At 49.7% G+C, this 21021-nt stretch carries 18 protein-coding genes; 15 read left to right on the forward strand and 3 right to left on the reverse strand.

What is annotated here, in order from left to right; translation table 11 throughout:
• Window positions 1–49 precede the first annotated feature (49 nt).
• The 3 genes from B0475_RS01415 to B0475_RS01425 all read left to right on the forward strand — a co-directional run bounded on the left by B0475_RS01415 (window position 50) and on the right by B0475_RS01425 (window position 1426).
• The gene (locus tag B0475_RS01415) at window positions 50–439 is read left to right on the forward strand and encodes a VOC family protein (protein WP_077409623.1); all 390 of its coding nucleotides are present in this window, start codon (window positions 50–52) and stop codon (window positions 437–439) included.
• A gap of 9 nt (window positions 440–448) precedes the next feature.
• A complete protein-coding gene (locus B0475_RS01420) occupies window positions 449–874 on the forward strand; it encodes a GNAT family N-acetyltransferase (protein WP_157892601.1) in 426 nt (141 codons plus the stop codon).
• A 90-nt stretch (window positions 875–964) separates the two neighbouring features.
• Window positions 965–1426, forward strand: coding sequence for a hypothetical protein (locus B0475_RS01425; RefSeq protein ID WP_077409625.1), 462 nt, complete (start codon window positions 965–967; stop codon window positions 1424–1426).
• A 311-nt stretch (window positions 1427–1737) separates the two neighbouring features.
• Here B0475_RS01425 and B0475_RS17580 read toward each other — a convergent pair whose 3' ends face one another.
• The gene (locus B0475_RS17580) at window positions 1738–1887 is read right to left on the reverse strand and encodes a hypothetical protein (protein WP_157892605.1); all 150 of its coding nucleotides are present in this window, start codon (window positions 1885–1887) and stop codon (window positions 1738–1740) included.
• 81 nt (window positions 1888–1968) lie between these two features.
• On the opposite strand from B0475_RS17580, the gene mnmG reads away from it, so the two are divergent.
• From mnmG to B0475_RS01445, 3 genes are all read left to right on the forward strand, one after another.
• Complete coding sequence (gene mnmG / locus B0475_RS01435; protein WP_077409627.1) at window positions 1969–3840, forward strand: tRNA uridine-5-carboxymethylaminomethyl(34) synthesis enzyme MnmG; 1872 nt, start codon at window positions 1969–1971, stop codon at window positions 3838–3840.
• A 60-nt stretch (window positions 3841–3900) separates the two neighbouring features.
• Entirely contained in the window at window positions 3901–4635 is a 735-nt protein-coding gene (locus B0475_RS01440) for a crotonase/enoyl-CoA hydratase family protein (RefSeq protein ID WP_077409628.1), read from the forward strand.
• An 87-nt stretch (window positions 4636–4722) separates the two neighbouring features.
• The gene (locus B0475_RS01445; RefSeq protein WP_077409629.1) at window positions 4723–5790 is read left to right on the forward strand and encodes a CNNM domain-containing protein; all 1068 of its coding nucleotides are present in this window, start codon (window positions 4723–4725) and stop codon (window positions 5788–5790) included.
• A 192-nt stretch (window positions 5791–5982) separates the two neighbouring features.
• Here B0475_RS01445 and B0475_RS01450 read toward each other — a convergent pair whose 3' ends face one another.
• Window positions 5983–6741, reverse strand: a complete 759-nt coding sequence (locus B0475_RS01450; protein ID WP_077409630.1) for a fructosamine kinase family protein — start codon at window positions 6739–6741, stop codon at window positions 5983–5985.
• 86 nt (window positions 6742–6827) lie between these two features.
• Between B0475_RS01450 and B0475_RS01455 the strand changes: the two genes are divergently transcribed.
• The 9 genes from B0475_RS01455 (at window position 6828) to B0475_RS01495 (ending at window position 18988) form a co-directional block, all read left to right on the forward strand.
• Window positions 6828–9053 carry a S9 family peptidase gene (locus B0475_RS01455; protein WP_077409631.1) on the forward strand — a complete coding sequence of 742 codons (2226 nt, stop codon included), beginning with the start codon at window positions 6828–6830 and terminating at the stop codon, window positions 9051–9053.
• A gap of 14 nt (window positions 9054–9067) precedes the next feature.
• Complete coding sequence (locus B0475_RS01460) at window positions 9068–10510, forward strand: aldehyde dehydrogenase family protein (RefSeq protein WP_077409632.1); 1443 nt, start codon at window positions 9068–9070, stop codon at window positions 10508–10510.
• Window positions 10507–10935: a hypothetical protein gene (locus tag B0475_RS01465; RefSeq protein WP_157892607.1), complete on the forward strand. Its 429-nt coding sequence runs from the start codon at window positions 10507–10509 to the stop codon at window positions 10933–10935. The genes B0475_RS01460 and B0475_RS01465 overlap by 4 nt, the downstream gene beginning before the upstream one ends.
• 139 nt (window positions 10936–11074) lie before the next feature.
• Window positions 11075–13498: a TonB-dependent receptor plug domain-containing protein gene (locus B0475_RS01470; protein ID WP_077409634.1), complete on the forward strand. Its 2424-nt coding sequence runs from the start codon at window positions 11075–11077 to the stop codon at window positions 13496–13498.
• A gap of 105 nt (window positions 13499–13603) precedes the next feature.
• Complete coding sequence (locus B0475_RS01475; RefSeq protein ID WP_077409635.1) at window positions 13604–14146, forward strand: Pycsar system effector family protein; 543 nt, start codon at window positions 13604–13606, stop codon at window positions 14144–14146.
• Between the two features lie 240 nt (window positions 14147–14386).
• Window positions 14387–15445 (forward strand): SO_0444 family Cu/Zn efflux transporter, encoded by a 1059-nt coding sequence (locus tag B0475_RS01480; protein WP_109862332.1) that lies wholly within the window; start codon window positions 14387–14389, stop codon window positions 15443–15445.
• 1 nt (window position 15446) lies between these two features.
• On the forward strand, window positions 15447–15905 hold the full coding sequence (locus tag B0475_RS01485; protein WP_077409636.1) for a YybH family protein: 459 nt from the start codon (window positions 15447–15449) through the stop codon (window positions 15903–15905).
• Window positions 15906–16043: 138 nt separating this feature from the next.
• The gene (locus tag B0475_RS01490) at window positions 16044–17750 is read left to right on the forward strand and encodes a GGDEF domain-containing protein (RefSeq protein WP_198538063.1); all 1707 of its coding nucleotides are present in this window, start codon (window positions 16044–16046) and stop codon (window positions 17748–17750) included.
• A 20-nt stretch (window positions 17751–17770) separates the two neighbouring features.
• Complete coding sequence (locus B0475_RS01495; protein ID WP_077409638.1) at window positions 17771–18988, forward strand: multidrug effflux MFS transporter; 1218 nt, start codon at window positions 17771–17773, stop codon at window positions 18986–18988.
• Here B0475_RS01495 and B0475_RS01500 read toward each other — a convergent pair whose 3' ends face one another.
• Window positions 18989–21016, reverse strand: a complete 2028-nt coding sequence (locus tag B0475_RS01500; protein WP_198538064.1) for a putative bifunctional diguanylate cyclase/phosphodiesterase — start codon at window positions 21014–21016, stop codon at window positions 18989–18991. It abuts the gene before it with no gap.
• Window positions 21017–21021: the final 5 nt, after the last annotated feature.

The raw sequence follows: 21021 nt of genomic DNA on the forward strand, positions 1-21021 counted from the left end.
TATGTGATAAATTGATTGTTTCATAGCAATCATTCATCAGGAGTCAGACATGAAAATTAACCTCACCAGTGTGATGGTCACAGACCAGCAGCAGGCGCTTGAGTTTTATACCGAAAAGTTGGGTTTCATTAAAAACCAGGATGTGCCCATGGGTGAACACCGCTGGCTGACCGTGGTGTCACCTGAAGGTGCAGCAGGTGTTGAGTTGTTGTTGGAACCGCTGGGTTTTGCACCAGCCAAAGACTTTCAGCGCCAGCTATATGAAGCGGGTATTCCCTTTGCATCATTTGAATCTGCGGATCTGGACACAGAATGGCAAACCCTCAAGAAACAAGGTGTGGTGTTCAAAGGTGAACCACAGGAGATGGGTGGCGTGAACATGGTGGTGTTCGATGACACGGTGGGCAACCTGATTTGCCTGGTGGAAAAAACCAGCTGAGCCATCATTGTGAACCGTAAGGTTACTGTCAACACATTGCGCAATGAGCATTTGACTCAGGCCTGGGAGGTTTGGTTGACTGCCGGCTGGAATGATGACTTCGGTTTATCATTGAGTGAATTCATCACGTCCTGGCAGGCATCACCGGTCAAACAGGGTGTGTTTTTCGCTGATCAATTGGTGGGCATTGCCCGGGCCAATACCGATGGCGTCCTGTATGCCATGATTCATGATGTGGTGGTATCGCCCGATCACAGGAGTCAGGGGCTGGGTAAACAGCTGGTGACTGGGTTGGTTGATGCCTTGCGTGCCAAAGGGATACGCAGCATACAGTTGATGGCAGCACAGGGACAAGCGCGCTTCTATCAGGGTCTGGGGTTTGTCCGACGGCCTGAAGGTGGGCCAGGGATGACATTGGCTGATCGCGCTGAATGAGCAGCTGACACCAGGTTTCCTGGTGGATGCAATACTTGTACTTGAACACACCCATTGTTTATGATGGAAATCAGTCAATCAAGGAGTTTTATGGATATGCGTGGCAAGCTGTTTTATTGTTTCCTGATATCAGGTTCAGTCTGGACCAGTCAGACGTTCGCTTGTGATTGGCAAACCGGTGAACGTGAACAAAAGGTCTTCCTGTCCTGGGATGGCCAACGACTGGATCATTGGACAGTCGAACCGGGAGAGATCAAGGCTGTTGAACTGCCCAATGGTTTTCAGCTGGGTTTGAAACTGGAAAATCCCGAGCCTGAGAAAATCATCGACTACCGGGAAAAAATTCCTCACCCACCAGAAATGGTCAGCATCAGTTTGTATGACCTGGCTGGTGATGCACCGGTTTTCCTCACCCGCACTTATGGCGGCACCAATTCAATTCAAGGTTATGGTGCCCGTGGTGGCGCTGACCGGGTTGATGTCTTGGGTGATCCGGGCATTTCATTGACTTTATTTAAACCTGTGTGTTTGCCACCGGATTCGGCAGAATAAAATCATCTGGTCAAGGGTTGCTTTATTGTTACCAGATTATTTAGTGGGGTGCAAAGATGTTTGAAGTGATTTTGATTGTCAATGCCATTAGGAATGACCTTGGGACTTCATTCACTTTTGTTCCTGACAAAAGTGAAAGCCGACTCTACGGATGGAGGAGTTTGGGTCTCGTCTGGAACAGAGACCGAGGCCTCGGCGATCATGTCGTGTGATCAAGCGCCCGACGTTCTGATTCGCTGTCGCTCACGGCCTATCGATCATTCCATTATGGCTTCTTGACTTCGTCAAACCGCCATATCTGCATGCTTTGCCTAACCAAGTCGGCGGGTCGGGCTGATCATCAGCTCTCCATTGATGGGCTTCACCTTCATCACAGATTGTCTGATGATGATCGGCAATGCCGCTCTGGCAGTGAGCCTCGCCTGAGGACATCGCTGAACCTGAGGCACTCGGCGGTTCATGGCTGTTTCGCTTCGGAATGCCTTGGTGGCTGGCCGATCTGAGTTATAATAGCGGGTTGATTGAGTTTTTTTGACATGACGATGAATTACGACCAGGTTTTTGATGTGATTATTGTGGGTGGCGGGCATGCCGGCACCGAGGCTGCGCTGGCGGCTGCCCGGATGGGGGCGAAAACATTGTTGCTGACGCACAATATTGAAACCATTGGTCAGATGAGTTGTAATCCGGCCATTGGTGGTATTGGTAAAGGCCATCTGGTCAAAGAAATTGACGCCCTGGGCGGGGTCATGGCCCAGGCCACTGATCATGCTGGTATTCAATGGCGTACACTGAATTCACGCAAAGGGGCTGCGGTGCGTGCCACCCGGGCTCAGTGTGACCGGGCCTTGTACCGGGCGCACATCCGAACAGCGGTGGAAAACCAAAGCAATCTGTTTATTTTTCAACAAGGTGTGGAAGACCTGATCATAGAAAATGACCAGGTCAAAGGGGCGGTGACGCAAATGGGACTGACATTCATGGCTCAAACCGTGGTGCTGACCGTAGGCACTTTCCTGGCCGGCAAAATCCACATCGGTTTGTCCAATTTCTCCGGTGGCCGGGCGGGAGACCCGCCAGCTACGGTATTGGCCCAAAAATTGCGGGCACTGCCGTTTGAAGTGGCGCGCCTGAAAACCGGCACCCCACCACGCATCGATGGTAAAACCGTGGATTTTACGGTGATGGAAGAACAGCCCGGTGACACCCCGCGGCCGGTGTTTTCCTACATGGGGCACCTGGATCAGCACCCCGAACAGGTCAGTTGTTACATCACCCACACCAACCTCCAAACCCATGACCACATTCGCTCTGGACTCGACCGTTCGCCGATGTATTCAGGAGAAATCGAAGGTAAAGGACCGCGTTACTGTCCCTCCATTGAAGACAAGATCATGCGCTTTGCAGACAAAGATTCGCATCAGATTTTTGTTGAGCCGGAAGGTCTGGGCACTCATGAGCTGTATCCCAATGGCATCTCTACTTCGCTGCCATTTGATGTTCAGTTGAAGTTGGTGCGTTCCATCAGAGGTTTTGAGAACGCCCACATCACCCGACCTGGTTATGCGATTGAATACGATTTCTTCGATCCACGTGGATTACAGTCATCACTGGAAACCCGCTTTGTCGAAGGCCTGTTTTTTGCTGGCCAGATCAACGGCACCACCGGATATGAAGAAGCTGGTGCTCAAGGGCTGATTGCCGGCATGAATGCTGCCTTGAAAGTGGCCGGAAAACCCAGCTGGACTCCGGCCCGCAATGAAGCCTACATGGGGGTGTTGATTGATGACCTCATTACCCAGGGTACCAATGAACCCTATCGGATGTTCACCTCACGGGCTGAGTATAGACTGATGCTGCGCGAAGACAATGCCGATTTCCGGCTCACTGAAAAGGGCCGTGAACTGGGGCTTGTTGACGATGAACGTTGGCTGGCCTTTAGTGAGAAACGAACCCATGTGGAAGGTTCATTGGAGCAACTCAAAGGCGTGTGGTTGGGTCCCAACAATGACCTGGGACGCAAATTCATCACCCAAACCGGCATCGAGTTAAGCAAAGAAACCAATGCCTATGACCTGTTGCGCCGCCCCGAAGTCAACATCGGTATGCTGCTGGCTCTGGATGGCATTGAGCTGCCAAGCCGGGCTGACAAGGTATTGGAACAGATAGAAATCCAAACTCAGTATTCGGGTTACCTGGAACGTCAGCAGCAGGAAATCGACAAAGCCAAAGCGCATGCCAATAAACCCTTACCATCTGATCTGGATTACCGCCAGATCAAAGGCCTCAGTGGTGAACTCACCGAAAAACTGAATCAGATCAAACCCGAAACCATCGGCCAGGCATCGCGCATTCAAGGTATGACCCCCGCTGCGGTGTCACTGCTGTTGGTACATTTGAAAAAAGCCGGTTGATTCAACTGTGAGACAAAGTGATTCACGATACAATCATCCCATTTCATCCAATCATTCATCATGCAACAGTCTGTCAATCTAGATATTCAAAACGGCATCGCCACCATCACCCTGGATGATGGCAAAAGCAATGTCGCATCCCCCGCCTTACTTGATCAACTGAACGCCGCGCTGGATCAGGCCGAAGCGGCCGGGGCGGTGGTAATCATCACCGGGCGGGCGGAAGTGTTCTGTGCCGGGTTTGATTTGAAAATCCTGAAAACCGGGGTCAAAAATGCCTATGCCATGTTGATGGGTGGGTTCTGGATGTTGCACCGGCTGATGTCTTATCCGCATCCGGTGATCATTGCCTGTAACGGTCATGCCATTGCCCTGGGTTCCTTTTTTCTGCTGGCTGGTGATTACCGGCTGGGAGTGCGGGGCGACTTCAAAATCGTGGCCAACGAGGTGCTTAATGGTCTGACCATGCCGCACTGTGCCCTGGCCCTGTGTGAAAACCGCCTGAAGCCATCGCACTTTGACCGGGCCATGCTGCTCTCTGAAGTGTTCAACCCTGAGGGGGCGGTAGAAGCCGGCTTCCTGGATCACCTGGTACCAGCAGAAGAGCTGTTGCCGGTGGCACAGAAACTGGCTGCCCACTATCAGTCGCTTGACATGCTGGCTCACAAAGAGAGTAAGCTGCGGATGCGGAAAAACTTTTTACGGCGGTTAAAAAAAGCCATCCGGGCTGATCGCAGGGGCTTCGTGCTGATGGGTTTGAAACGCATGCTGGCCGCTAAGAAGAAAAAATCCTGAGCACGGCTTGAATTCATTCGCTGCTGAAATAGCTTGAAATAATCAAACGCCGACCAAATCTATGTACTTTTAAAACGCTGACAGCCGATGTTACTGTTGTTGCTCTATGTTTTTGGGGCTTTGTTCTTTTCTTTTCTCTGTTCAATTGCTGAAGCGGTGTTGCTGAGCATCACCCCATCATATGTTGAAAAACTCAAACAAACCGAGCCCAAAAAAGCAGAACAGGTCAGGCGTATCCGGTTCGTCGATGTGGATCGTTCACTGGCAGCCATCCTGACATTGAACACCATCGCCCACACCGTCGGTGCGATTGTCGCCGGCGCCAAAGCCACCCATGTATTTGGTGATGCCTGGATTGGGGTTTTTTCAGCCATCATCACCATCCTGATTCTGGTGTTCTCAGAGATCATTCCCAAGACCATTGGTGCGGTTTATTGGAAATCGTTGACAGGGGTAACGGCATCCTTTGTGGTATGGCTGGTCAAACTGTTGTATCCCCTGATTATCATGACTGAGCTGATCACCAAATTGATTTCCAAAGGCAAAAAGCACCATGGGTTTAACCGCGAGGAATTTCTCGCCATGGCCGGTCTGGGTGCCCGTACCGGCTCAATTGCCAGTCATGAATCGAGGATCATTCAAAACCTCTTTAAGTTGGGTTCGCTGAAAGCCAAAGACATCATGACCCCTCGTGGAGTGGTGGCTGGTTTCCAGCAGGACACCACTGTTCAGGAAGCGTTCGGCACCCTCAAAGACGTCGGTTTTTCGCGTTTGCCAGTGTATGCCGAAGACTTGGATGACAGTCATCATTTTGTGCTGAAAACTGACATTCTGATGGCCTATGCCCATGATCCCGCTTCCACACTCAAAGAGCTGAAGCGGCCGGTCAAATGCGTGATTCAGGATCTGGCCCTGCCTGATTTGCTGGAGTCTCTGCTGAATGAAAGTCAGCACCTGGCATTGGTGGTGAACGAGTACGGTGACCTCAAAGGCCTGGTTACCCTGGAAGATGTGGTGGAAACCCTGTTGGGGCTGGAAATCATGGATGAACTGGATGAAATCAAAGACATGCAGGTGTTTGCCAGAGAGCAGTGGTTGGCGCGTGCCAAAAGCCGTGGTCTGGTGGTCGACAGTGAGTTAACTGAAACGGATTGATCCGCTGTGTCTGAGTTGCCAGAATGAACCATATGGATCATTGATCCAGGTATTTTATCAGACAAAACCGTCTGATTCAGAACCAGCAGGATTTGCGCTGATTCTCTGAGCAGTGAGTGGGTTTGTTCGATGGCTTTGCAGAGGCCATACACAATCACCAACCAGGTTTGCCCCTGTCAGACTGCAGTCAATTCAGCCAGCCAATTGCCGATGAAGAGTACGCAGGTCTCTATCGACAGCTGGCCAGTAGCTGTCGCCAAACAGATTGAGGTGGTTGAGTTGGTGATACAGGTTGTAGATGACTTTTTTCAGCGGGTATTGTTCGCTGATTGTCCTTACAGATCGATAGGATTGATAGAAGATTCCGGGAAAGCCGCCAAATAATTCTGTCATGGCCACATCGGCATCGGCATCGCCACAGTAAATGGCTGGGTCAATCAGCCAGGCGTGTTGTTGATCAAACAACACATTGCCTGACCACAAATCACCGTGTAATAAGGCTGGGTGATCCACTTCCTTGTCGAGGAATTCAATCAGCTGAGAAGCGCAGGCATCCATGGCTTGCAGCACCAATTGCTGACGTGACTGGTCAATGATCATCCGGGCTTGAGCAAGCAGCCTGTATTGATAAAAAAAAGATCCCCAGTCAACGGTCTGCATGTTGATTTGCGGGTTCAGGCCAATGTAATTGTCAGCATACCACCCATAGCGGGGCTGTTGCTGTTGATGAAGGGTGGCCAGCGCTTTGCCAAATTGTCGCCACTGGGAACGGGAGCCGCCCACGGCTTGGATGCGTTCCAGTTCCAATGTGTCTTTACTGATTGAAATGACCTGTGGTGTTTTGATCGGACTGTTAATGGCGCTGAGCTGTTGTTGCAGGTGTCTGAGTCCGTCTGCCTCGCACAACAGGTGGTCTGGATATTGGCTGGAATTGTGTTTTTGAAAGCTCATCAGCGGTGGTTAAACAGGCGTTCCTTCACATGCATTGAGCCCCTGATTCTGGTATAACTGTAGCCCCTTGATCTAACCCTGAACACATGAAACCTGTTGGCTTGTTGTTGATGACCATTATGACCCTCACTGTTACCGAAGTAAATGCTGAACAACTCACTTTAGAACGTATTTTTGCCAGTCCGGATTTGGCCGGTCCAAAACTGAGGGCGCTGAAAATGTCTCCTGATGGCGTACGGGTGACCTATTTGCAAGGTAAGATCAATGACAAAGATCAGTTCGATCTGTGGGAGTATCACATCAAAGACCGGCAGCAACGTATACTGGTTGATTCGGATGAGTTACTTGATGGCGAAGAGCAGTTGTCGGCTGAGGAGAAAGCGCGCCGCGAACGACAGCGACTGGCCAATGTGTCCGGAATCATTGATTACGCCTGGTCGAAAGATGGACAGTTTTTGTTGTTTCCTCTGAATGGTGATTTGTATGTCTATCAGCTGGCTGACCAAAGTACCCGTCAGATCACCCGCACAGATGCTTTTGAAACTGACGCGCGGTTTTCTCCCAAAGGTCGGTATGTGTCATTCATTCGTCAACAAAACCTGTTTGTGGTGGATGCCGAGACTGGACAGGAACAACAGTTAACCCAAGACGGTGGAGGGTTGATAAAAAATGGTATGGCCGAGTTTGTGGCACAGGAAGAAATGAAGCGCAATACCGGGTATTGGTGGTCTCCTGATGAGCAGTACATTGCTTTCTTACAGGTGGATGAGTCACCGGTGGAAGTGACCAAACGTTATGAAATCAATGCCGATGACATAGAAGTGATTGAACAGCGTTATCCCTATACGGGTCAGCCGAATGTGTCCATCAGGATGGGTCTGGTCAAACTGACAGATGGCGCCATCAACTGGGTTGATTTAGGAAATGAGGCTGATATTTATGTGGCCCGTGTTGACTGGTTGAAAAGCGCACAGGAAGTCAGTTATCAGTGGCAAAGCCGTGATCAGCAAACGCTGAAGTTACAAGTGGCTGACTTGACAGGCAAGTCCCGAACCCTGATCACTGAGCGCAGTGACACCTGGATTAATCTACATGATGACCTGACTTTTCTCCACGATGGCCGTTTCATCTGGGCGTCAGAACGCAGTGGTCATAAACACCTGTATCTGTATTCAGCAAAGGGTGAAGTGATTCATCCGCTGACCAAAGGTGAATGGGTGGTTGATGAGCTGACCGGTTTGGATGAATCTGCCGGTTGGGTTTATTTCACCGGCGCATTGGATACGCCATTGGAAAAGCACCTGTATAGGGTGGCGTTGAACGAACCGGCTCAACCGGAAAAAATTACCAGCCGGTCGGGTTTTCATGAAATTTCGATGGATGATTCAGCGCGTTATTACATTGACCAGTGGTCAGACCGGGAACATCCCCCACAAACATCTTTGCACCGGTCTTCCGGTGAACGACTGGCCTGGCTTAACCAGAATGCCGTAGGGCCTGGCCATCCTTATTATCCTTATCTTTCCGCCCATTTGCCCAATGAGTTTGGCCATATCAAGGTTCATGAGGGCACAGATCAGGCGTACACCCTGCATTACCGCATGATCAAACCAGCTGATTTTGATCCAGCTAAAAAATACCCGGTTTTTCAGTATGTATACGGTGGGCCGCATGTGCAATATGTCACCAGGTCCTGGGGTCGGCTGATTGAACAATACATGGCTCAGCAAGGATTCTTGGTGTTTGTCATTGATAACCGGGGGAGTGATCGTCGTGGCGTGGTCTTTGAGTCTGCACTGTATAAGCGCATGGGCACACCAGAGCTGGAAGATCAGGTGGCAGGCACCCGGTACCTCAAGTCACTGCCGTTCGTAGATGCTGAAAAAGTGGGGATTTTTGGCTGGAGTTACGGTGGTTTTATGACCTTAAAAGCCCTGACCAAAGCAGCTGATGAATACGCCCTTGGGGTGTCAGTTGCACCGGTTACAGATTTTGCTTTGTATGACACCCATTATACCGAGCGTTACATGTCCACACCGCAGTTAAACCCTGAAGGCTACCGCACAACGGCGGTTTTTGCTGATGTCAGCAACATCACCAAACCTTTGTTATTGATCCATGGCATGGCCGATGACAATGTGTTGTTTTTGAATTCCACCAAGCTGATCAAAGTACTGCAGGATGAGGGTGTCCTGTTCGACACCATGATTTATCCGGGCGGAAAACACGGCATCAGTGGTGAAAAGCCGCAATTTCATGTGTACAGTACCATCGCCCGTTTTTTCATCAAACACCTACAAACAACTGACTGATTAGGAGCACCGCAATGAGAGATTATCTTGGTTTTTACCTCAATGGAAAATGGGTGTTGCCCGAAGGCAGGGACACACTCGATGTCATCAATCCTGCCACTGAACAACTGGCCGGAAGAATATCTTTGGGCACATCTGAAGACGTTGATCTGGCGGTGAACGCTGCTGCCAAAGCCTTTCAAAGCTATGCTCGAACCAGTCGTGAAGAACGGTTGGATCTGCTCAAAGCCGTGGCTGCAGAATACAAAAAACGTTCAGCCGACATCGCCGCAGCCATCACCGAAGAAATGGGTGCGCCCAAATGGCTGAGTGAATCCAACCAGGCTGCCTCCGGTTACCTGCATTTTAAATCGGCGATCACGGTGCTGGAAGAATTTGAGTTTGAGTTTCAGCAGGACACCGCATTGATTACCAGAGAACCGATTGGCGTATGTGGTTTTATCACCCCCTGGAATTGGCCGGTCAATCAGATCGGTTGCAAACTGGCACCTGCACTGGCAACCGGCTGTACCACGGTATGGAAACCGTCTGAAGTGGCACCTTTTTCTGCTTATCTGCTGATGGAAGTGCTGGATGCGGCGGGGGTGCCGGAAGGGGTGGTAAACATGATCAATGGCGATGGCCCCACAGTGGGTTCAGCGATCTCTGCACATCCAGACATTCAATTGGTGTCATTCACCGGTTCTACCCGGGCTGGTATTGCTGTGGCTAAAGACGCGGCACCTTCCATCAAACGGGTGACCCAGGAATTGGGCGGTAAATCTCCCAACATCATTTTGGGAGACCTTTCCGAAGAGCGCTTTGCCAAGGCCGTGGCCGGTGGGGTGAAAACCATGTGTGTGAATTCAGGACAGAACTGTAATGCACCATCGCGTATGCTGGTTCCGGTTGATCGTTTGCATGAAGCCACGGCAGTGGTCAAGCAAACCATGGAACATTTACAGGTCGGTGACCCAGTTGCAGACAACACCTTCGCCGGACCAGTGGTTTCAAAAACCCAGTGGGATCGCATCCAGAAGCTCATTCAGCAGGGGATTGATGAAGGTGCAGAACTGATCACTGGTGGTCCAGGCAAACCCGGGGGTCTTGAAACCGGCTATTATGTGAAACCAACGGCTTTCACATCAGTAAACAATGACATGGCCATTGCCCGACAGGAAATCTTTGGTCCGGTATTGTGTCTGATCCCCTATGACAACGAAGCCCAGGCGGTGGCACTGGCCAACGACACGGAATACGGTTTGTCTGGATACGTTTCCGGCGCGGACCCGCAAAAAGTTGCTGACATTGCCCGGCAAATACGTGCCGGTATGATACACCTCAATGGAGCTCAAATGGATCGCACTGCACCATTTGGTGGTTACAAGCATTCCGGCAACGGCCGGGAGCGGGGTCCTCAGGGTTTTGAGGAGTTTTTGGAAACCAAAGCCATGCTTGGTGCCGGAAAAATAACATGAAAATGAGTCAATTCATTCTGAGCAATATGCCCAATGGCCGTCATCCACTGAGTTGGCTGGTGTTTGTGTTGCTGCTGATCATCCTGATCCCCATATTATTGTTGATGGTGATTCTGATACCGGTGCTGTTGATCTTTAATTTGATTAAGATGCGTTTTTTTCCCAACAAGAACCCCAAAACTTTCATCACCCCATTTGGCTTTGCCGCCTATTCCCAGATCAATCGATCAGTGGTGAATTATCCCTGGCATGACATCGAAAAAGTGGAGGTCTGGTCTGAAGAAGGTCAGACTTTTCCGGTGCTGCTCATGAAAACCGGTGAGCCGGTGAAGCTGAAGGATATTTCTATTGGGCAAATCAAAACCCTCTGTGCTCAACATGGCATCCGGTTTTATGAAGATGTGGTGATTGTTCAGGAAGCCTGATTATGCTGCTGATTTGTCCGTTCGGTTTGCAATAAAATAGATTTTTTTAACCTTGTATTCATGACTGGTGGTTTATATACTTTGTGTACGCTGTTGTATTTAGACGGCTAAATTATAAATAAAACTCAGAGGGTATATCATGAAAAAACAAGCACTGGCAGCAGCAGTTGCCACCATTTTATCCATTTCAGCAACACCACAGATTCACGCCCAGTCGTCCGATGAAGTTGAAGATCTGGGTAACATTGTTTCAGTGGGGACACGCGTGTCCGGGCGGACCATCACCGAGACAGCGGCACCGGTAGACATCATCACCAGTGAGGAAATCACCAACAGCGGCGCCACTGAAGTGGGGAAAATTCTACAGTTACTGGCCCCGTCATTTAATTTTTCATCGACCACCATCAGTGATGGCACCGACATCATTCGCCCGGCCACCCTCAGGGGTCTGGGTCCTGATCAGGTGTTGGTCCTGGTTAACGGCAAACGTCGCCATCAACAGGCATTGGTGAATGTACAACAAACCATTGCCAGGGGATCTGCAGGTACCGACATCAATGCCATTCCGGTAACCGCCATTGATCGCATTGAAATTCTGCGTGATGGTGCAGCGGCACAATACGGTTCGGATGCCATTTCCGGGGTGATCAACATCATCCTCAAGCAACAAACCAACCTGACCAGCATAAGCTTACAGGCTGGCCAGCATTATGAAGGTGATGGTGAAGTATTGATGGGTGGTCTGAACACCGGATTCGATCTCGGAGAAGATGGTTTCATCAATTTGTCACTGGAATACCGGGACCGAGGTGAAACCAACCGGGCAGGAGTAGACTCTCTGCGGGTTGATCCGCCGAGGGTTACCCAGCGAATTGGCGATGCCGATTCAGAGAATGTTTACTTATGGTTCAATGGTGAAGTGCCGGTAGGCAGCGCTGAATTGTATTTTTTTGGAGGTGGGTCTGACCGTGAAGGTAATTCATCAGGCTTTTTCCGATCCGCTGGCGATGACCGCACCTCACCAGCCTTGTATCCCGATGGGTTTTTACCCACCCTGATTACCAATGTCAATGACCGATCATTGAATGTGGGTCTACGCAGTGACTTTAATGATCGCTGGAGTTGGGACTTGAATGCCGGTCTGGGTCACAACCGATTCACCTTCCGGACCGCCAATTCCTGGAATGTGTCATTCGGCCCTGGTTCTCCCACTGGTGCCCAGGACGGCACCCTGAAATATGATCAACGTACCTTGAATTTCGATGTTCGGGGATCCTATGACACATCCTGGGGGTCGCCGGTTTATGCATCTTACGGTCTTGAATACAGAGATGAAAATTATGAAATCGTTCGCGGAGACCTGGTGTCGTATGCTTACGGTCCCAACAATGACCCCAGCTTGGTGATCCTCAATCAGAATGGTGGCATAGCCGCGGCGGGGATCCAGGGTTTTCCTGGATTCACTCCCGCCACAGAAGTGGATGATGGGCGTGATTCGATAGGTGTGTATGCCGATTTTGAAAGCAACCTGACGGATAACTTCATGATGGGCCTGGCGTTGAGGGCTGAGGACTATTCAGATTTTGGCAACAGTTTCACCGGTAAATTATCTGGATTGCTCACCGTCAGTGATCGGGTTTCCCTCAGGGGTACGGTGTCCACTGGCTTCAGGGCACCCAGTGTGCAACAGGCATTTTATTCACAGGTTTCTACCAACCTGAATGCCGACGGAGTGTTGACCGAAACCATTACCGCCAGACAAGGCAGTGATGTGGCCCGGGCTTTTGGCGTTCCTGATCTTGAAGAGGAGACCTCGGTCAATGCGAGCCTGGGGCTGGTTTTTGAGGTCAATGACCAGTTCACCCTGACGGCTGATCTGTATCGCATTGATATCGATGACCGCATCGTATTCTCTACCAGTATCAACCCCGAAGCCGGCAGTGAAAACTGTTTTGATGCCGCGGTGTGCCCCATTGCAGTGCTGCTCAGACCCCTGAATGTCGGACAAGCACAATTCTTTACCAATGCCATCGATACCGAGACCACCGGTCTGGATATTGTGGGTACCTTCAACACCGAGTTTGATAACGGATCGTTACTGAATGTGGTGGGTGCACTGCATTTCAATGACACCGATGTTTCAACCGTGCGTTCTTCCAGCAGTGTGCTTGAGCCAGGTCAGATTTTTGATGAAACCCAAAGAGTTCTGATTGAAGAAGGGCAACCAGGTGAGTCTGCGTTGTTGAGTTTTACCCATGATTACAACAACTGGTCAACCAACCTGAGGTTCAATTATTTTGGTTCTGTGGCAGGGCAGGGTTTTACCGGTATTCGTCAGGAATGGGGTGGTAAATGGCTGACAGATTTGTCAGTGAGCTATGCCTTCAATGAGCAAGTTAAGCTGACTGTCGGTGGTACCAATATCTTTGATGAATACCCTGACAAATGGGATGAGGCAGACGGTTTTCCATTCCCTCAGTTGGGTTTTGTGTATGGTTGGGAGACCTTGCCATTTGGCATCAATGGTGGCTTTTACTTTGCTAAGTTGAACGTCGACTTCTGATGTACTGATGATGCTGTGGTGCCAGTCAACAGGCTGGCACCACTTGCCTTCTGATGGGTTTGAGCATAGGTGCTATACTGTTCATAAGAGACACAGTGGCCGTTTATGAGCACCAAAAATCAACCAGTCGTCAAACCCAATCACGATGTCATTCAGACATTGCGTACCGCACATCAAAACCAAACACAATTGAATTTGATGGCTGATCAAAAGGCCAACATACTGATCGGCACACTGGTTTTGGTGTGTTCTGTGGTCATGACGCGTTTTCTGTCCTTAACAGATACCAACAGCAGCGAGCTGCTGCCCTTGATGGTGTTCATGGTTCTGCAATTGATTCCGTTGGTGCTGACTGTGATGGTGCTGATTCCCAAAAATGTGATCAACCGGCCATCGACAAGCATCAATGAGATCAGCAATCCGTTGTTTTTTGGTTTGTTTACCCAATTTTCAGAAACTGAATTTCTGGAGTATCTTAAACGGGTTTTGACCAGTAATGAAGCCGCCAGAGATCTGCTGATGAAGGACATCTACCAGTTGGGACAGGTGCTCAGGCGAAAATACCGACTGTTGCGTCTGGCCTATCTGTTTGCCATGTCGGGCGTGGTGATTCCGGTGCTATTGGCGGTGGTGCTTTTTTGGCTTTAACACAATTGATTCAGTCTGAATCCTTGGGCTCATCCTGCTGTGTACCCAAACCAAGCATATTCCATTGGAATGACCCCCCCCCCCCTGCATTGATTGCATGGTGTGGATTGGCGGGTTGGTTTGATTTTGCTGATCTGAAAGCCGATCATCTGTGATCTGCGTGATCGGCCTATTGTCCGGTTAAGTTGAGATAAAAGGCGTATAATGAACAGGTCGACATAAAACACAATGATGAATGAAATGATTCAATATTTGAGTGCTGTATGGGAGCTGTCTCTGGAAGCAGCACCCTGGTTGCTGTTGGGCCTGATCATTGGCGGGTTATTTAAAAGCTTGGTGCCACAGGCGTTTTTACAACGCCATTTGACCCGACCTGGTATGTCATCAGTCATCAAAGCAGCGGTGCTTGGTATGCCCTTACCGTTGTGCTCCTGTGGCGTGATACCCGCAGCAATGGGCCTCAGGCAAGCCGGGGCCTCCAAGCCAGCCACCAGTTCATTTTTGGTGGCCACGCCCGAAACCGGAGTTGATTCCATCAGTGTAACCTATGCCATGATGGGCCCGGTGATGGCAATCATCCGTCCTGTAGCGGCTTTGATATCAGCCATTGTAACGGGACTTCTGGTGTTGTTGTTTGGAGATGACCAGACACAAACGGTGGCCAGTCGATCTGACAACAATTGTTGTGCTGCAGATGAGAAACCGAATGACATTAAACCAGCACAGTCATGGTTTGAGAAGGCCCGGTCCGGAGTCTGGTATGCCCTGACTGATTTATATCAAAGCATATTGAAGTGGTTGATTGTCGGCATCTTACTGGCCGCATTGATCGAGGCCTTCGTGCCTCATGACTGGTTGATTCAGTGGGGTGACAGTTGGGTGGTGATGATCCTGATGTTGTTCGTAGGCATTCCCATGTACGTGTGTGCCACTGGCTCAACCCCAATTGCGGCGAGCTTTCTGATGGCGGGTATCTCTCCAGGTGCTGTGTTGGTGTTTTTGCTGGCCGGGCCGGCTACCAATATGGCAACTTTGGGGGTGATCAGGGATCACATGGGATCTCGTACCATGTGGTTGTATCTGGCCGGCATCATCAGCTGCGCTCTGCTACTCGGACTGTTGGTTAATGTCTTTTTCAGTGGCACACAAATCTCCATTTCAACCGAACATGCTCACAACATTTTGCCGGGGTGGGTTGAAGTGCTGAGTGTGCTTGTTTTGCTGTTGCTGGCACTGCTGCCGTTTTGGCCAAGCAAGCAACCGACCACCACAGGTTGTTGTGGCAGTAAGGAAAGTTGAGATGAAGCAAACCATTGTCATGATTTTGTTGTTGTTGATCAGTGCCTGTCACCGCGGACAAAAAACAGCGCCAACCCATCCCGCGATCATCGTGATGCAACAACACCTGCAGGCCGTCAGTGAACGAAACCTTGAGGTCCTCAAACTGACACTTGCTCCGACAGGTCAAATGCAATTGATCTTGCCCCAGTCTGAGATCATCGGAGGCACGGATGCATTTCTGGCTTATCACAAAAACTGGTTTGCCATACCTGACTGGACTTTTGAAACCCATATTTTGAACACCTTGGTCAAGCGGGATATGGCAATGGCTGTGGTTGAGGTAATTTATCGGGAACCTGAGCGTGACGGAAAGCCATATGTCAACCGCATGATTGTGAGTTATGTATTGCAACGCGTTGAAGGCCAGTGGTATGTGATCAAAGATCACGCCAGCTCCATTGAGAAGTCAACCGATTAAACCCACTGAGTGACTTGCTGAAATGGCCAGTGTCTGTGACTGTTCAACTGTTCAATGAATGATAGAATACGAAAACCCATGAACAATGTAAAACCACCTTGGAAGTTGATCTTGTTGACAGGCATGTTGTGCCTTTCAATGGCATTCGCACAACCCGGTTTGAGTGAATTGGATGAACAGATTGAACAATGTCAGTCGCTTGAAGATGATCATCCCGAGCGAGCCATATCTTTGGCTGAGCAATGGTTAAATACCATCAGTCAGATCAGTGACCCGGTGAGTTATGGTCGATTCTTGTCTTGTCAGGGTTGGGCCTATGCTGTTCTGGAGCAGGGAGACATGGCCAAAGCTGTGGCCTATCAGCTGGAACGATTATCTGCTCGGCTCAATGATTCCAAAGCCAGTGTAAACCTGTTGCGGCGCGCAGGCAGCATTTTTCACCGCACCGGAAATCGCATAGGCGCTGCTGATAACTATCAGGCGGCTCTGGAAAAAGCCCATCAATTATCCCTGAATGATGAAAAAATTCCATTGTTGGTCAACCTGGGCGTGCTTAATTCAGAAATCAGAGAGCATGACAGCGCCATCGGACACTATTATGCAGCACTCAGGCTAATGGACCAACTGGATGATTTCAGGTACCACGCACCGGTGCTTTTTAATTTGGCTGTTACCCTCAGTGGACAAAAGCGATTTAAGGAAGCCCTGGAGATTTATCATCAGGCAGAAGCTCTGATCACCGAACAATGGCCCCAACAACGGATTGGGCAGGTGTATATGGGTCTGGCAACTGCATATGGCGCCCTGGGTCAGCTCACTCAGGCTGGTGAATACATCAGTAAAACCCATGACACCTTGCCGGTGGACAACCAACAAACGGTTTTTGCGTATACCGTGAAGGTGTTTCAGGCATTGGTCAGTTCCAGACAGGGGGTTACAGATGGACTGAGTGAATTGGCAGATGAAGCTGCTGCTTTTTACCTCAGACCAGAAAATGAAGCGGCGCTGACCACAGCCGACAGTCCGCTGAATACTTTGTCTGACCTTTACGAAAGCCTGAATATGCCCCAGCAGGCACTGGATGTCAGTAAAGTGGCTCAACGCCTGGAAAAACGTTTTCAGGACAGCTTCAATAAGCGCGTGATGGCTCAAATGCAGGCCCGACTGAGGGACATTGAACAACAAAATGAATTGGCAGAATTAAAAACCCGTAATACCCAGACTGAAATGGCGTTGGCTGAATCGGCTCATAAAAGGTCTTTGATTCTGTTGCTGGCCATCGCCTTGGGTTTGGTGCTGGTGGTGTCCTGGTTGTGGCACCTGCGCAGCAAGCGACAGCTGGTTCGTCAATCCATGCTTGATACTTTGACCCGAATGTCTAACCGCCGGGGCATGATGTCCTGGCTCAAAATCCAGCACATGCCCAAAGAACCTCAAAAAAGAATGTTGTGGTTGATTGACATTGATCATTTCAAAACCATCAATGACGAATACGGTCATGAAGCTGGTGACACCACCCTGGTTCAGGTGGCCAACTGCCTGGCCGGTTTGCTCAACGATCAACGTTTTCTGGCCCGTTGGGCGGGTGAAGAGTTTTTGCTGGTCACTCAGGACATCAGTCGATCTGATGCTGGCGGTTTTGCAGATCTCCTGCTTGAACAGGTGTCAGCCATGCAGGTGCGTCATGGGTTGCAGCGGTTCAATGTAACGGTGTCAGTTGGGGTGAGTATCATCAAAGATGACAGTATGGTGATGTGGAACCGGGCTCTGTCTCAGGCAGACAAAGCCTTGTTTGTGGCCAAGGACCGTGGCAAAAATTGCATGTCAATGGCCACTGATTTCTGAATCATGACAGCCAGCACATCATGACACAAAGCAGAGAAGACCTCAGAACCAATCCTCTGGAGCTGATAATCTTGTTGGCCATGTTTACCTCCATTGGTGCACTGACCATTGATTTGCAGTTACCGGCCATGCCTGATATTCTGCGTTCATTCGGATTCACAGAAGGCAATCAACAACAGTGGATCATCACTGCTTACATGGTGGGTTTTGCACTGGCACAAATCATCTACGGGCCCTTGTCAGATACCCTGGGCCGTAAACCCATTTTACTGCTTGGTTTATTGATTTATGTTCTGGCATCTGTGTTGTGTATTGTGGCTGATTCTTACCTGGGATTTTTATTGGCCCGGGCCCTGCAGGGTGTCGGTGCTGCGGCTGCCCGCATCATGGTAAATGCCATCACGCGAGATGTTTTTTCTGGAAATGAAATGGCTCGGGTAACCTCGCTGGTGATGATGATTTTCATCATGGTTCCTGTGCTGGCTCCATCTCTGGGTTCATTGATCATATGGCTGGGAGGCTGGCGTGACATTCTGTATGTGTATGTGGGATTTGGATTGCTGGCAATGTGCTGGAGCTGGTGGCGCTTGCCGGAAACCCTGGCTGACCGGCACCGAAAACCGTTCAGTCTGGCTCAATTGAAACTCACATTTGGTGCCGTCATAAGGCAGCCGGTGTCCATGGCTTTTGCAGCGGTCAGTGGTATCATCTTCAGTGGGTTTATGGCTTATCTGAACAGCGCCGAACAATTGTTTGCCAGCTTGTATCAGGTCAAAGAACACTTCCCGTTAATTTTTGGTGTGGTGGCTTTGTTTTTTGGTGTGGCGGCATTTCTCAATGCCAGGGTGGTGATGCGCTTTGGCGCCATGGCCATCACCAGAGTGGCCTTGTCGGTGATGGTGATGTGTAATTTTCTGGTTGTCCTTGTTGCGTGGTATTTTCAGGGCTTACCACCGCTGTGGTTGTTTTTGAGCAGCCTGGTACTGATCAATATTTGTATCGGCTTGATTTATGGGAATGTGATGGCCATTGCCATGTATCCCTTGAGTGAACATGCCGGTATGGGGGCCTCGGTGATTGGTATGGTTTCTGCCTTACTGGCATCCTTGCTGGGGGTATTGATTTCTCAACAATTGGAGCAAACCATCATGCCCATATTGCTTGGATTTTTACTCACGTCGCTGGCTGCCTGGCTGTTGGTTCACCGGTTCAGAGATCGTGTGACGATGGCTGAATAATCAGCCTTTGGCGACTTGACTTTTGCGGCTCATCACCAACAATTTTTTGGCCGCGTCTGAATGCACAGGATGACTCAGGTAATACCCTTGAAAGCCGCTCACAGTCATGGTTTTAAGTAACTCAAACTGCTGTTTGTTTTCGATGCCTTCAACCACCACTTTTTTACCCAGGCGATGGCACAGGGGTATCAGTGCTTTGAGGATTTCTTCATTGATGGTCTGGTTACGACTGTCTGAGACAAATGAACGATCAAACTTAATCACATCAGCCGGAAAGGTTTTCAGGTAATTCAGGGAAGAATATCCAGTGCCAAAGTCGTCAATGGCGATTTGAATACCGAGTTGCTGTAATCTTGACAGTGTATCGCGACCACTCTCAATGTTATGCATGGCAGTATTTTCAGTCACTTCCAGGGTGATGGCTTCGGCGTCCACCTGTTCCCGGGTCAAACAATCCTGGATGAATTTGACCACATCGCCGTTTTGGATTGTTTCTGCTGAAACGTTGATGGTAATTCGGGCAGCACCCGGATTGGTGTATTTCCAGGCGCGAACCTGTTTGATGGATTGCTGAATCACCCAATGATCGAGCGCTATCATCATCCCCAGCGACTGCATCATGAATAAAAAAGAATCAGGTCTGAGCAAGCCTCGATCTGGGTGGTTCCACCTGACCAGAGATTCAAAGCATATGATGCGGTTATGAGCGGACCAAATGGGCTGAAAATACAGTTCCAGTTGATTGAGTTTGATGGCTACACGAACTTCATTTTCCAGGGTCAGGTCAGGATTGAAGGTGGCATTGATGCCTTCATGATAGTGCACTGACTTTTTCCCACCGGACTGTTTGGCGGCCTGCAATGCCTGATTGGCCTGGTGCAGCACAAAACTGATTTTCAGTTGGTTGGATATTTTGGTGATGCCGGCACTCATTTCGAGGTGGTAAGTTTTACCTTCTTGTTTGAACGGCCGCGACAGTGAGTGTCTGAGCTTTTCGGTTTTGTTGGTTTGGGTTTTGTCACCACCATTCAGAATGACCACAAAAACATCACTGTGCAGGCGACCAAAAAAGCGATACCTGCCAGTACAAAGGAACTCCAGACGCTTGGCCAGCTGAACCATCAGTTCATCCCCTTTTTTGATGCCCTCAGCGTCATTGATGCGTTGCATTTTGTCCACACCGATGAGTGCCAGTGTTAACCGCTCGCCGGTGCGGGCATTTTGTTTCCAGACCGACAGGTGCTTTTGCAGGGCAGCCTGATTGGGCAGCCCGGTCAGTCCGTCGGTGTGATTGAGGTTCATGAGTTTTTCAGATGATTGCTGAACCCGCATCCGTTCGACATCAAGCAACCACATCACCAGGCTGATGCCAATCAGCGGGTACATTAACAATTCAAACAAGCCGTGGTATGGCACCAGAATGGGCAGCAATGTGCTGCCGTCAAACAGGTAGTTCTCTACAGTCAGCCAACCGAGAAATGCCATTTCGAACCCATAGACAAAAAAACCAATGGTTACCAGTTTTTTTCCAAATAAGGGATTGGGGTCTTTTCTGAGGATGTAAATGGCCGTATAGAGACAGGCTATGCCTGCGGTCAGGTATCGAAGGCCAACACGAGTCAGGTAGCGCAGATTGACATCTGTTGGAGTCCAGTTTTTATATAAGGTGATGGTCAGGGCAATGATCAAACAACTCAAAAACAGCCACAGGATGGTTCGTTTGCTGATTTGTGTGCCATTGACCAGGGATAAGGTACCAACCACCAGAAAAGCAATTTGTAAATAACCGGCAGTCAGCATGATGAGCAGGTTGCTGAGTTTCAACACAGAGGTGGTCATGTCCAGGTCTGCCAGTAAGACCAGACTGATGTAAACGGTACTCAGGTATATCGCCAGGCTGATGAAACTGTAGGACCAATAAAACAGATATTTTCTTTGGTATTCCCTGGCAAAATGCAGCATCAGCAGTCCGAGCATGATCGTACTGATGGCCTGAGCAAGCAATGTATAGCCAAAAAAATCAGCCACGTCTG

The organism is Marinicella sediminis (assembly GCF_002000055.1).
Taxonomy (GTDB): domain Bacteria; phylum Pseudomonadota; class Gammaproteobacteria; order Xanthomonadales; family Marinicellaceae; genus Marinicella; species Marinicella sediminis.